10 protein-coding genes are annotated in these 12,571 nt (G+C 69.5%); 6 read left to right on the plus strand and 4 right to left on the minus strand.

The window, feature by feature from the left end; translation table 11 throughout:
* The coding region (gene pdxR / locus ACFQ27_RS10710) for a MocR-like pyridoxine biosynthesis transcription factor PdxR (RefSeq protein WP_377353578.1) at positions 1-1,139 on the plus strand (1,139 nt) is incomplete at its 5' end.
* Positions 1,140-1,321: 182 nt separating this feature from the next.
* Positions 1,322-2,218 carry an EamA family transporter RarD gene (rarD, locus tag ACFQ27_RS10715; protein WP_374344229.1) on the plus strand — a complete coding sequence of 299 codons (897 nt, stop codon included), beginning with the start codon at positions 1,322-1,324 and terminating at the stop codon, positions 2,216-2,218.
* Here rarD and ACFQ27_RS10720 read toward each other — a convergent pair.
* The 3 genes from ACFQ27_RS10720 to ACFQ27_RS10730 form a co-directional block, all read right to left on the minus strand.
* The gene (locus ACFQ27_RS10720) at positions 2,215-2,841 is read right to left on the minus strand and encodes a DUF6134 family protein (protein ID WP_377353579.1); all 627 of its coding nucleotides are present in this window, start codon (positions 2,839-2,841) and stop codon (positions 2,215-2,217) included. The two genes, rarD and ACFQ27_RS10720, sit on opposite strands and share 4 nt — an antisense overlap.
* Positions 2,842-2,905: 64 nt before the next feature.
* A complete protein-coding gene (locus ACFQ27_RS10725; RefSeq protein WP_377353580.1) occupies positions 2,906-4,993 on the minus strand; it encodes a tetratricopeptide repeat protein in 2,088 nt (695 codons plus the stop codon).
* Positions 4,990-7,827, minus strand: coding sequence for a M16 family metallopeptidase (locus ACFQ27_RS10730; protein WP_377353581.1), 2,838 nt, complete (start codon positions 7,825-7,827; stop codon positions 4,990-4,992). Before ACFQ27_RS10730 ends, ACFQ27_RS10725 begins: the two co-directional genes overlap by 4 nt.
* 164 nt (positions 7,828-7,991) lie before the next feature.
* Here ACFQ27_RS10730 and ACFQ27_RS10735 point away from each other — a divergent pair, with 164 nt between their 5' ends.
* On the plus strand, positions 7,992-8,405 hold the full coding sequence (locus tag ACFQ27_RS10735; protein WP_374344237.1) for an EVE domain-containing protein: 414 nt from the start codon (positions 7,992-7,994) through the stop codon (positions 8,403-8,405).
* 145 nt (positions 8,406-8,550) lie between these two features.
* On the opposite strand, the gene ACFQ27_RS10740 is transcribed toward ACFQ27_RS10735, so the two are convergent.
* Complete coding sequence (locus ACFQ27_RS10740; protein WP_377353582.1) at positions 8,551-8,934, minus strand: PaaI family thioesterase; 384 nt, start codon at positions 8,932-8,934, stop codon at positions 8,551-8,553.
* A gap of 109 nt (positions 8,935-9,043) precedes the next feature.
* Between ACFQ27_RS10740 and ACFQ27_RS10745 the strand changes: the two genes are divergently transcribed.
* The 3 genes from ACFQ27_RS10745 to ahpF all read left to right on the plus strand — a co-directional run bounded on the left by ACFQ27_RS10745 (position 9,044) and on the right by ahpF (position 12,531).
* Complete coding sequence (locus tag ACFQ27_RS10745) at positions 9,044-10,063, plus strand: aspartate-semialdehyde dehydrogenase (protein ID WP_377353583.1); 1,020 nt, start codon at positions 9,044-9,046, stop codon at positions 10,061-10,063.
* A 206-nt stretch (positions 10,064-10,269) separates the two neighbouring features.
* The gene (gene ahpC / locus ACFQ27_RS10750; RefSeq protein ID WP_374344243.1) at positions 10,270-10,833 is read left to right on the plus strand and encodes an alkyl hydroperoxide reductase subunit C; all 564 of its coding nucleotides are present in this window, start codon (positions 10,270-10,272) and stop codon (positions 10,831-10,833) included.
* A gap of 111 nt (positions 10,834-10,944) precedes the next feature.
* Positions 10,945-12,531: an alkyl hydroperoxide reductase subunit F gene (gene ahpF, locus ACFQ27_RS10755; RefSeq protein ID WP_377353584.1), complete on the plus strand. Its 1,587-nt coding sequence runs from the start codon at positions 10,945-10,947 to the stop codon at positions 12,529-12,531.
* Positions 12,532-12,571: the final 40 nt, after the last annotated feature.

Genomic DNA, 12,571 nt, shown 5'->3' on the forward strand with positions numbered 1-12,571 from the left:
TGCCCGAGCGAGCGGTGCGGCTGGCGGCGACGCCGGTTCCGCCGCCCCGGCCCGGCGAACGCACCTTCAACACCGGCCGCACCCTGATGGACGCCCGCGCCCAGGCGGCCTGGAGCCGTTCGGCCCGACGGGCGGTACGGAGCCTGTCCGCAGGGGACTTCGGCTATGCCGATCCGGCCGGCGACCTCGCCCTGCGCGAGGCCATCGCCGCCTATCTGCGCGCCGCGCGCGGGGTCCGCTGCGAGGCCGATCAGGTGATCGTCACCACCGGCGCCCAGCACGCCCAGGACATTGTCGCCCGCGTGCTGCTGTCGCCAGGCGACGCGGTGTGGGCGGAGGATCCCGGCTATCCGGCCAGCCTGCGGATCCTTGAGGCGGTGGGCGCGCAGATCACGCCTGTGCCCGTGGATGCGGACGGCCTGGTCGTCGCCGAGGGGCGTCGCTTGGCGCCCGAGGCGCGGGCCGCCTTTGTCACGCCCTCGCACCAGTATCCCCTGGGCATGGCGCTCTCCATGGCCCGGCGGCTGGAGCTGCTGGCCTGGGCCCGCGAGGCCAGGGCCTGGGTGGTGGAGGACGATTACGCCAGCGAGTTCCGCTATGACGGCCCGCCGCTGACCGCCCTCCAGGGGCTCGATGGCGGCCAGCGGGTGATCTATGTCGGCACCCTGAACAAGGCGCTGTTTCCCGGCCTGCGCCTGGGCTACCTGGTGGCGCCGTCGGCCCTGGTCGAGCCCTTCCGCCAGGCCCGCCGGATGATGGACCGCCAGGCCCCGACCCTGACCCAGGCCATGGTGCTCGACTTCATGCAAAGCGGCGAGTTCGCCGCCCATATCCGCCGCCGACGGGTGGCCTATGGCGCCCAGCGCGACGCCCTGGTCCGCGCCCTCACCGAGCGGCTCGGCCACCGGGTCGAGGTCGCCCAGCCCGACCAGGGCCTGCACCTGGTGGCCTATCTCAAGGACGGCCTGGGCGACCAGGAGGCCGAGGCCCTGGCCGACGCCAACAATGTGACCGTCCAGGCTATCAGCCGCCTGTACCGGGGCGCCGCCCCCCGCCAGGGCCTGCTGCTCGGCTTCTCCGGCTTTCCCGTCCGGGCCATGGCGCCGGGGGTGGCGCGGCTGGCGCGGGCGATCGGCTAGGGGCTTCTCAGAGCCTTCCGGGTCCGAACTCCGCGGGGCGTTCAGCGAAATGGCCTTGCTCGAGCTGCTCAGTCTCATAGGTAAGTACCGTCAGGTCTCAATCCTGACCAACGCGCTCCGCCTCGCGCCCGAGGCTGGAACGCCCGCCCTGCCCCGCCGCCTGACCCCGCCCTGAGGACACCTTGACCGACCAGCCCGCCGACCGCACCGCCCTGGCCGCCGGGTTCGTCTGCTACCTGATCTGGGGGTTCGTGCCCCTGGCCTTCCAGGCCATGGGCCACCTGGGCGCCGGCGCCTGGGAAATCCTCAGTCACCGCACCCTGTGGGGATCGATCACGGCCCTGGCCCTGGTGCTGCTGGCCGGGCAGTGGGGCCAGACCCTGGGGGTGTTCCGCAACCCGCGCCTGCTGGGCGGGCTCGCCCTCTCAGCGGCCCTGATCGCCATCAACTGGAGCCTGTTCATCTGGGCGGTGAATTCCGGCCGGGTGCTGGAGAGCAGCCTCGGCTACTACATCACCCCCCTGCTCAACATGGCCGCGGGCGTGCTGCTGTTTCAGGAACGGATGGACCGCATCGGGGTCGGCGCCATCGTCCTGGCGGTGGTGGGCGTGGTCATCCAGACCCTGGCCCTGGGCCATCTGCCCTGGATCTCCCTGGTGCTGGCCTTCTCGTTCGGCGGCTATGGGGTGGTGCGCAAGCTCGTCCCGGCCGACGCCCAGACCGGCCTGCTGATCGAGTGCCTGATCCTCTCCGTGCCGGGCCTGGCCTATGTGATCTGGCTGGAGCAACAGGGGCTGGGGCACTTCACGGCCAGCCCGGCGGCTACCGCCTGGCTCGTGGCCGCCGGACCGATCACCGCCGTGCCTCTGGCCCTGTTCTCCTGGGCCGCGCGGCGGATCCCCCTGTCCTATATGGGCTTCCTGCAGTTCATCGGCCCGACCATCTCGTTCGGCATCGGCCTGGCGGAAGGCGAGGCCTTCAGCACCCTGCGGGCGGTGTCCTTCGTCTTCATCTGGGGCGGGGCGGCGGTGTTCACCTATGGCGCCTGGCGCCGGGCGCGGATGCTCAAGCCGGCCTAGATCCGCCGGTAGATCATCACCGAGCCGTCCTTCAGCTTGCCGCGCAGGGCCAGCCAGGCGCCGTCGGCGTCGTACCAGTCGTCGATCTCGGCCTCCTCGCGCAGGGACCAGAGCACCGCCGCGCGCCGGCCGTCCGGGGTGATCAGACTGTCCTGGCGCCGCCGGCCGGTCACCGACAACAGCTTGCCCTCCTGCGGATTGAACAGCGGGCCGCTCAGGGCCTGGGGGTTCCAGTGGGTCAGGGGCGCGGTGGTCGGCGCTGCGGTGATGCGCTTCTTGCCATAGGCGATGTTGACCGCATCAGCCTCGCGCACCGCCTCGACCGTGCGGCGGCGGCCATTGGCGTCGGTGATGGTGGACAGGCTGGCGAACCGGCCGCCGCGCCAGCGCTCGGTCGCCTGGTGCCGATAGCGGTAGATCGGCACGGCGCCGATCTTGACCAGCATCTCAACCTCGGTGGTGACGGTGGGGGAGGCGTCATCGCCGGAGAAGCTCATCCGGTGCTCGCCGATCTTCACGCCGTCGCGCTCCACCGAAAAGGCGAGGCTGCGGGGCAGGGCCAGGGCCGGCGTGGCGGTCAGCGCCAGGCCGGCGGCGAGGAAGCTGCGGCGGTGCAACGTCATGGGGCGGGCTCCGTCTGGTCCTGTCCAAGTCTACGCAAGCGCCGGCGGGGCGGATGCGCAAGCCTCAATCCGTCTTCAGGCTGGGGTCGAGCTTGAGCGCCCGGGCCTTGTCGGCCGCCGCCGCCGCCTTGTCGCCCAGGGCCTCGCGGACCCGGCCGCGGCGCAGCAGGGTAATCGCGTCGTCCGGAGCCATCTCCAGGGCCGCGTTCAGCTCTTCCAGCGCCCGGGTTTCGTCGCCCAGACGGTGGAAGGCCTCGCCCTTCAGAGACCGCGCCGCATAGTCCTTGGGCTCCAGGAAGAGCAAGGCGTTGAGGTCCCGGATCGCAGGGTCGTTGCGGCCTTGGGACATATAGACCAGGGCCCGGTTGAAGAGGGCGTCCAGCATCTTGGGCTCCAGGGCCAGGGCCTGGTTCAGCTCCGCCAGGGCGGCGTCGAAGCGATCCCGTTCCAGGTTGAACAGGCCCCGGGCGTTGAAAACCTCCGCCGACTTCGGCGCCGCCGCCAGGGCGGCGTCGAAATCGGCTTCGGCGCCCGAAAGGTCGCCCGCCTTGCTGCGGGCGCTTGCGCGGCCCAGCAGCAGCCGGACATCCGTGGGCGTGATCGCGAGCCCGCGGTCAAAGGCCTTGAGAGCGTCTCGGCCACGTCCAAGGCTGGACAACAGCTCGCCCTTGTCGGCCCAGGCCCGGGTCCAGGTCGGATCGGCCTTCAGGGCCTCGTCATAGAGCGCCAGGGCCCGGGCGGTGTCACCAGCGGCCTCAAAGCTTTCCCCGGCGAAGAGGGTCGCGCCGCCCTTCAGGTAGGCCTGGGCGGCCTCGGGCCAGGCCTCGGCGTCGGCATGCAAGCCCCCCTGTGCGATCCAGGCGTCGGACGAGTCGGGATCAAGCTTCAGGGCCCGTTCCACGGCGGCCAGGGCGACCGGGCGCTCGCCGCCCAACTGGGCTTGGTGGGCAAGGGACAACCAGATGCTGGGTGAGTCGGGGGCGAGCTCGGTCGCCTTGCGCAGATCAGCCATGGCGCCCACGGCGTCGCCCTTGCCGGACCTGTGCAGTCCGCGCTGGTGGTAGGCGTCGGCGCTGGGGTCCAGCGAGACGATGAGGTCGTCGTCGGCGAGGGCGCCGGCCCAGTCTTCAGCGTTAGCGCGGAGTTCGGCGCGAAGGCCAAGCGCTTCGACATCGTGGGGGTCGAGCTTCAGGGCGCTGGCGATCAGGGGCTCGGCCAGGTGCGGCTGGTCCTTGTCGAGATAGATCCGCGCCAGGTCGTGGAACCCGGACGCCTCCTGGGGGGCCACCTCGTTCAAACGGCGCAGGACCGGGATCGCTTCATCGACGCGATCAAGGTGATAGAAGGCTCTGGCCTTCAGCAACAGGGCTCCGTCGTTGTCTGGGGCGGCCTTGAGCACGCGTTCCGCCAAGGCGAGGGATTCCGCCGGCTTGTCCGCGAGGATCATGAAGCCGAGCCCGTTCATGGCCTCTGTGTTGTCGGGGTCCAGCTTGACCGCGGCCCGGTAGTCTGCGGCCGCGGCCTCCGGGCGCCCGGCCAGAATATTGGCGTCGCCCCGTAGCTTGAAGATGAAACTGTGGTCGGGCTCGGTCTTGATCACCACGTCATAGTCGGCCACCGCCCCGGCCCAATCCTTGACCCGGCCGCGGCTCAAGGCTCGGCCAAGCCGTGAGATCAGGTCGGAGGGATCGTTGAGAACTGCGGCGTCATAGGCGGCCAAGACCTTCTCGGCCGGTGCGTCCTCGGCGTCGAGCAGGTCGCCCAGCAGCCGTAGGGCCAGCTGGTTGCTGGGATCCAGGCGCAAGGACGCCTCCACGTCCGCGCGCGCGGCCGGCAGCCGCCTGAGCGCCAGCAGCGCATCGCCGCGGGTTGTCAGCAGATCGGTGTCCAAGGGGGCCAGGCGCAGGCCCTCGGTGGCGTCGGCGACCGCGGCTTCCAGCGTCTTGTCGTCGCTTCGCCTGATCCCGGCCCGGGCCTTGAGCGCGGCGATGCGGTCGGCCTGGGGCGCGGCGCGATCGTCGATCACCTGACCGCAGGCGCGCAGAGCCGCCTCCAGATTAGCGTCAGGGTTCGTGCAGATTTTCAGCGGCGATTCCGCGGCCAGGGCGGGGCCGGCCGCCAGCAGGGCGGCGGCGATGACGAAGGGCTTCATGGGGCCTCCTTGGGGCCGGGGGTGACGACCACCTGGATCGGCTGGGGCGAAAGCCAGCGGGCGGCGGCGGCGCGGACCTCCTCCAGGCCGACCTCGGCGGTGAGGCGGGGCAGGAGGCGGAGGTCCTCGGCGCGGTGGGGGAAGCGGGTTGAGCCGGCCATGCGGTCGGCCCAGGCGGTGTTGGTCTGCAGGGCGGCGGCGTAGCCCGACAGGGCGGGCTTGCGGGCGGCTTCCAGCTGGGCCGCGCTGGGTCCGGTCCTGGCGAGATCGGCGGCGACGCGCAGGGCGTCTAGGCGCACCCTTTCGGCGTCGGCGGGATAGGTCTCGATCTGGGCCTGCAACAGTCCCTGGTCGGCCTCATCCGGCGTGAGGGCGGTGACGTTCGGGGTGTAGGTGCGGCCCTGACGGTCGCGAACCTCGCGGGTCAGGGCGTCGGTGAGGATGTCGGCCAACAGCTCCGCCACGATCTCTTCCCGGCGGGTCTTGGGGCCGGCGCGGAACAGGGGCCAGGTCAGGCTGACCATCGCCTTGTCGGCGGGACCCTGATGGCTAAGGCGCAGGGGCGCCGGCGCCTGGTCCGGCAGGGCCAGGAAGGCGATATCCGTGCGCTGGCGGTTGGCGGGCTTGCGCGGCGGCAGGGCGCCGAAGGTGCGGGCCACCAGGTCGATGGCGGTCTTCTCGTCCAGGTCCCCGACAATCGTCACCTCCATCGGCGAGGTCGTCAGGGGCGCGCGGAGCAGCCGGTCGATGTCGGCCGAGCTCAGGGTCCCAAGGGTCTCCCGCGGCGGCGGGGCCTGGCCCGAGTCCGGGGCGAAGACCTGATAGACGGCGCTTGCCGCCACCACACCTGGATCGCCGCCGAGGTCGCGATAGGACTGGTCCACCACCGACTTCAGTCGCGCCGCCGGCTGCGGCCGGAAGCCGGGATCGCTGACATAGGCGGCGAGCACCTGCAGCTGCAGCAGCAGGTTGCTGGTCATCGGCGCGGCGGCCAGGGTGAAGGCCCGGTCGCCGATCCAAAGGTTGAAGTCCCAGTCGATGGGCGCCAGGGCCATGTCCGTCTCGCGCCAGGACTGCCGCCCAAGCCCGCCGGTCCGCAGCAGGCTGGCGGCCAGCCGCGCGCGATAGAGGTCGGCCGGGGCGATCTCCAGGCGGCCGTCGCCCAGCACCACCCGCACCTCGGCGGTCTCCTTGGCGAAGCTGGTCGACTTGACGTTCAACACCACGCCATTGCGGAAGGTGATGCGGACAAAGTCCGGCTGGGCCTCGCGCCGGGCCACGCGACCCGGTTCGCCGAAATCGGCATAGGCCCACTTGGGCCGGGGCGGGTCGACATAGGCCGGGGGCTCGGCCTCGGCCTCGGCCGCGGTCCAGGCCGCCAGCAGCGCCGTCCGAGACGGCGGCGCGGTCCCCAGGGCGTCAATCAGCGGCCCGGCCCCGGCCCAGTCGCGGGCGATCGCCTCGCGCAGATCGGCCGGGGTCAGGTCCTCCACGGCGCGGCCATAGGCGCTCATCAGGACGCGGGGGTCAGCGAACGGGGTGCGGTCCAGCAGCGACTGGACGATTTCGTCGGCCAGGTCCGTGGTCGGCTGGGTCTCGACGGTGGAGACGCCGCCGCGCAGGTCGGCGCGCGCCCGCTCCAGCGCCGCCTCCATCTCGGCCTCGGTCGGCCCGTCCCGGCGCAGGCGGCGAAGTTCCGACTGCAGGGCGATGAGGGCGGGCTCCCAGCCGCCTGGGTTGGGCGCGGCCTGCAGGCAGACCCGACGCAGATCCCGGTCCTCGGCCTCGGTCCAGGCCATGCCATCGACCATCTCGCCGTCACGATCCGCACGGGTCAGCAGCCGCTGATCAAGGATGTCGAGCCAAAGGTTGCGCAGGGCCACGCGGCGCCGGTGCTCGGCGTCATCCCGGTCGAGCGGTTCGGCCGGCTGCAGGCGGCAGATCCTGAGACGGTCATCAAGGCGAGCATCCTCCAGGCTCATGGCGTCGAGGCCGCGCCGCACATCGGGTGCGCCCCGGACGGCGCGGACCGGGGGCGGACCCTCTGCGGTCCAGGTCGAAAAGGCGGTCCTGATCCAGGTCTCCATCGCCTCCGTCGGCAGGTCGCCGGCTATGGCGATCACGGCCGTATCGGGCCGATACCAGCGGGCGTGGAACCTGCGCAGCTCCTGTGGTCCTGCGCTCCGCAGCACGCTTTCCAGGCCAATGGGCGCGCGGGCCTGGGAGCGCAGACCCTGGGCCTGGAACGCGCCGATCCGATCTTCCGCCGTCTGGTCGTTGGAGCCGCGCGCCTCCTTTTCCGCCAGGATCACGCCCCGCTCGTGGTCCACCGCCACGGGATCGAACACCACGCCCTCGGCCACGTCGCGGAGCCAGCGGAAGGCGAGATCCAGGTGGTCCCGGCCGCCATCGGGCAGGTCGATGACATAGAGGGTGGAATAGAGCCCGGTGAAGGCGTTGTGGTCCCGGCCAGCGCCCACCCCGATCTCGGCCAGCTGCTGTTCCAGCCGCCCTTCTGGAAAGTGGGTGGTGGCGCGGAAGGCCATATGCTCGACGAAGTGGGCCAGGCCGCGCTCGGCCTCGGTCTCCTCATAGCTGCCGACGTCGATGGCGAAGCGGATGGACACCGCGCCCTTGGGTGTCGCGCTGCGCATCACCGCATAGCGCAGGCCATTGGGCAGCACGCCTGTGCGCAGGTTCGGATCGGTCGGGGTGCGCCCGGCCCAATCCGGCGCGGCCGGGGCCTCTGCGGCGGCGGCCGGCGCAGCGACGGCTGGCGAGGCCACGACCACGCTAATCGCGGCGAGCGCCCCAAACACGGCTTTCCAGACCAAAACCCGCCCCCCAAGGACCTGTCGCAACCTAAAGTACCTATTTTGTTCCATTCGCCAAGAGGGTTGCTTAAGCGCCTGGTTCAACCCCTGGTCTGGGAGTTGCCAAGCCCGCCCGGCCCGCCGATATCTGGACCCGCCCCCTCACGCCCCCAGGAGCGCCCCCGATGCCCGCCCAGCACTGGCTCGTGAAGTCCGAGCCCGCCAAGTACAGCTACCAGGACCTTGAGCGCGACGGCTCGACCCTGTGGGACGGCGTGCGCAACAACCAGGCCGCCCTGTACCTCAAGGCCATGAAGCTGGGCGACCAGGCCTTCTTCTATCACTCCGTCGAGGGGCTGGCGGTGGTGGGGATCGCCGAGGTCTGTAAGGAGGCCTTCCTCGATCCCACCGATCCCAAGGGCCGGTTCGTGGCCGTGGAGTTCAAGCCGGTGCGCCCCCTGGCCCAGCCGGTGACCCTGGCGGCGATGAAGGCCGAACCGGCCCTGGCCGACATGGCCATGTTCCGCCAGTTCCGCCTGTCGGTCTGCCCGATCCGGGACGAGGAATGGGCGACGGTGCTGAGGTTGGCGGGGGAGTAGGCCCGCCGCCTTGTCGTCATCCCGGTTTCCCCGCAGGGGAAGACCGGGACCCATAAACACCGACTAGTCCGGACAGCCTCGCGCGTATGGGCCCCGGACAAGCGCTCCGCGCTTTCCGGGATGACACCAAGGACGATCTCCGAAGCTACGGCTCCACCGTCATCTGCGTCTGGGTCACGAGCGCCAGCAGCTTGCCGTCCTCCGCCGTGATCCTTGTCTGCCAGACACTGGACCGGCGGCCGATGTGCAGGGGGGTGGCTTCGCCGGTCACCGTGGTCCCGACCTTGGCCGAGCCCAGGAAGTTGGTCTTGGATTCCAGGGTCGTGGTGCGTGCGCCGGGCGGCAGGTTCAGGAACCCGCCGATGGCGCCCAGGGCGTCGGCGAAGGCCATGAAGGCGCCGCCGTGCAGGATGCCGCCGGCGGTGCACAGGTCCTCGCGCACGCTCAGGCGGCCGACCACCCGGTCCTTGGCGCGCTCCGTGATCTCCACGCCCATGAGGTTGGCGAACGGCATTCCGGTGTCAGCCATCAGTCTCTTCCCTTGCTCCATCCCTTGTCCCGCCTCTTTTGGCCCGCCTTGCGCCTGACGCCCCATCGGCGTAACGGGACGCTCCGCTTTTTCTTTGAGGAGGACCGCGATGAGCTATCGCGTCGCCGTCGTGGGCGCCACGGGCAATGTGGGCCGCGAAATGCTGAACATCCTCGAGGAGGTGGAATTCCCCATCTCGAAGATCCACGCCCTGGCCAGCCGCAAGTCGATCGGGGTCGAGGTTTCGTTCGGCGAACAGATCGTCCGCTGCGAGGACATTGAACAGTTCGACTTCTCCAAGGTCGACCTGGTGCTGATGAGCGTCTCGGGCTCGTTCTCCAAGGAATGGTCGCCCAAGATCGGCGCCGCCGGCCCGATCGTGATCGACAACTCCTCGGCCTTCCGCATGGACCCCGACGTGCCCCTGGTGGTGCCGGAGGTGAACCCGGACGATGTGGAATGGGCCGACCGCAAGAACATCATCGCCAACCCGAACTGCTCCACCGCCCAGCTGGTGGTGGCCCTGAAGCCCCTGCACGAGCGGGCGCGGATCAAGCGGGTGGTGGTCTCGACCTACCAGTCGGTCTCCGGGGCCGGCAAGGAAGGCATGGACGAGCTGTTCGACCAGACCAAGAACGTCTTCGTCCTGGGCGCCACGCCCCCGAAGAAGTTCCCAAAGCAGATCGCCTTCAACGTCATCCCCTTCATCGGGTCGTTCAACGACGACGGCTACACCGATGAGGAGGCCAAGATGTGGAACGAAACCCACAAGATGATCGATCCGGACATCAAGCTGACGGTCACCTGCGTCCGCGTGCCGGTGATGGTCGGCCACTCCGAGGCCGTGAACATCGAGTTCCACGAGCCCCTGGACGCCGACGAGGCCCGCGACCTGCTGCGCGAAAGCCCTGGCCTGATCGTCATCGATCAGCGTAACGACAAGGGCTACATCACGCCCAAGGAAGCCCAGGGTGAATTCCCGGTCTTCGTCAGCCGCATCCGCAATGACCCGACCGTCGAACACGGCATCAATCTCTGGGTCGTGGCCGACAATCTGCGCAAGGGCGCCGCCCTGAACGCGGTCCAGATCGCCCAGCTCCTGCACGAGCGGGACCTGATCAAGCGCTGAGAGATTTCATCTCGATGTCATCGAAAGGCCCGGCTCGCGCCGGGCCTTTTTTGTTATGGCGCATGGCGAGCCGCCGGGCCGGGGCGCAGACTGGCGTTGATAGGAAAAACCTATTCCATCGCGAGAAACTATCAATTTCCCCGATGCGCCTGGAGCCTGTATCAACCGCCCACGTTTCCTTCCGGAACGCCAACCAAGAGAGCGCCATGTCCCTGATCAACTCCGAAATCAAACCCTTCTCCGCCCAGGCCTATCAGAACGGCAAGTTCGTGAGCGTCTCGGACGCCGACCTGAAGGGCAAGTGGTCCGTGGTGTTCTTCTACCCGGCCGATTTCACCTTCGTCTGCCCGACCGAGCTGGAAGACCTGGCCGACACCTACGGCGAGTTCCAGAAGCTGGGCGTCGAGATCTACTCGGTCTCCACCGACACCCATTTCAGCCACAAGGCCTGGGCCGACACCTCGCCCGCCATCGGCAAGATCAAGTACGTCATGGTCGGCGACCCGTCCGGCGTGATCACCAACAACTTCGGCGTGATGCGCGAAGGCCAGGGCCTGGCTGACCGCGGCACCTTCCTGGTCGACCCGCAAGGCGTGATCCAGTTCATGGAAATCACCGCCGAAGGCATCGGCCGCAACGCCGCCGAACTGCTGCGCAAGGTCAAGGCCGCCCAGTACGTCGCCTCGCACCCCGGCGAAGTCTGCCCGGCCAAGTGGGAAGAAGGCGAAAAGACCCTCGCCCCGTCCCTGGACCTGGTCGGCAAGATCTAAAGACCCGAGACGCGCCGTCCTGGCCGAACCCCCCGTCCGCTCAAGACGCGGCCGGGGCGGCGCAACCCTCCCCCGACTTGATATGGCGCGGCTCGCGCCTGGAGTTCCGCCATGTTGGATCAAGGCCTGAAGGCCCAGCTGAAGTCCTATCTGGAAAACCTGCGCCACCCGATCGCGCTGGTCGCCAGCCTGGACGCCTCGCCCAAGTCGGCCGAGATGAAGGCCCTGCTGGAAGACATCGCGGAAGCCTCCGACAAGGTGGCCGTCGCCTTTGACGGCGATGACGCCCGCAAGCCGTCCTTCACCATCGGCGTCCCCGGCGAGCCCGCCCGCATCAGCTTCGCGGGCCTGCCCATGGGCCATGAGTTCACCTCGCTGGTGCTCGCGCTGCTGCAGGCCGGCGGCCACCCGCCGCGGGTGGAGGCTGACGTCATCGAACAGATCAAGGCGCTGGACGGCGACTTCGTGTTCGAGACCTATTTCTCGCTCTCCTGCCAGAACTGCCCCGACGTGGTGCAGGCCCTGAACCTGATGAGCGTGGTCAATCCGCGTATCCGTCACACGGCTATCGACGGCGCCCTCTTCCAGGCCGAGGTCGAGGCCCGCAAGGTGATGGCGGTGCCCACCGTGATCCTGAACGGCGAGACCTTCGACCAGGGCCGCATGAGCGTCGAGCAGATCCTGGCCAAGCTGGACACCGGCAAGGCCGTCCGCGACGCCGAGAAGCTGAAGGCCAAGCCGGTGTTCGACGTGTTGGTGGTGGGCGGCGGTCCGGCCGGCGCGGCCGCGGCCATCTATGCGGCGCGCAAGGGTATCAAGACGGGCCTCGCCGCCGAGCGCTTTGGCGGCCAGGTGCTGGACACCATGGCCATCGAGAACTTCATCTCCGTCCCCCACACCGAAGGCCCGAAGCTGGTCTCCGGCCTGGAGGCGCATGTGCGCGACTACGAGGTCGACGTCATGAACCTGCAGAAGGCGGTTAAGCTGGTCCCGGCCAAGGCCGAGGGCGGCGTCCACGAGATCGAGCTGGAAAGCGGCGCGACCCTGAAGGCCAAGTCGCTTGTGCTGGCCCCCGGCGCCCGCTGGCGCCAGATGGGCGTGCCCGGCGAGGACCAGTACCGCAACAAGGGCGTGGCCTACTGCCCGCACTGCGACGGCCCGCTGTTCAAGGGCAAGCGCGTGGCGGTGATCGGCGGCGGCAATTCGGGCGTGGAAGCGGCCATCGACCTGGCCGGCATCGTCTCCCACGTGACCCTGATCGAGTTCGACGCCCAACTTCGCGCCGACGCGGTCCTGCAGAGGAAGCTCGCCAGCCTGCCGAACGTCACCGTCATCACCCAGGCCCTCACCACCGAGGTGTTGGGCGACGGGAACAAGGTGACCGGCCTCGTCTATCGCAACCGCGAGACCACCACCGAGCACACCGTCGAGCTGGAAGGCATCTTCGTCCAGATCGGTCTGGTGCCGAACACCGAGTGGCTGGCGGGCGCGCTCGCGCTCACCCCGCGCGGCGAGATCGAGGTGGACGCCCATGGCCGCACCTCCCTGCCCGGTGTGTTCGCCGGCGGCGACGCCACCACGACGCCGTTCAAGCAGATCGTCATCGCGCTCGGCGAAGGCGCCAAGGCCTCGCTGTCCGCCTTCGACTACCTGATCCGCCTGCCGGCGGAGACGGCGGACGCCGCGCAGGCGGCGTAACTCCGTCCGCTCATCCCCGCGAAGGCGGGGATCCATGCGG

Source organism: Phenylobacterium conjunctum (assembly GCF_042679085.1).
GTDB classification, from domain to species: domain Bacteria; phylum Pseudomonadota; class Alphaproteobacteria; order Caulobacterales; family Caulobacteraceae; genus Phenylobacterium; species Phenylobacterium conjunctum.

Bases quoted from the DNA above. Each gene is read 5' to 3' on its own strand.
- ahpF (WP_377353584.1), top strand. From the start codon at position 10,945: ATGTTGGATCAAGGCCTGAAGGCCCAGCTGAAGTCCTATCTGGAAAAC.
- ACFQ27_RS10735 (WP_374344237.1), top strand. From the start codon at position 7,992: ATGCCCGCCCAGCACTGGCTCGTGAAGTCCGAGCCCGCCAAGTACAGC.
- ACFQ27_RS10740 (WP_377353582.1), bottom strand. From the start codon at position 8,934: ATGGCTGACACCGGAATGCCGTTCGCCAACCTCATGGGCGTGGAGATC.
- ACFQ27_RS10725 (WP_377353580.1), bottom strand. From the start codon at position 4,993: ATGAAGCCCTTCGTCATCGCCGCCGCCCTGCTGGCGGCCGGCCCCGCC.
- ahpC (WP_374344243.1), top strand. From the start codon at position 10,270: ATGTCCCTGATCAACTCCGAAATCAAACCCTTCTCCGCCCAGGCCTAT.
- ACFQ27_RS10745 (WP_377353583.1), top strand. From the start codon at position 9,044: ATGAGCTATCGCGTCGCCGTCGTGGGCGCCACGGGCAATGTGGGCCGC.
- ACFQ27_RS10720 (WP_377353579.1), bottom strand. From the start codon at position 2,841: ATGACGTTGCACCGCCGCAGCTTCCTCGCCGCCGGCCTGGCGCTGACC.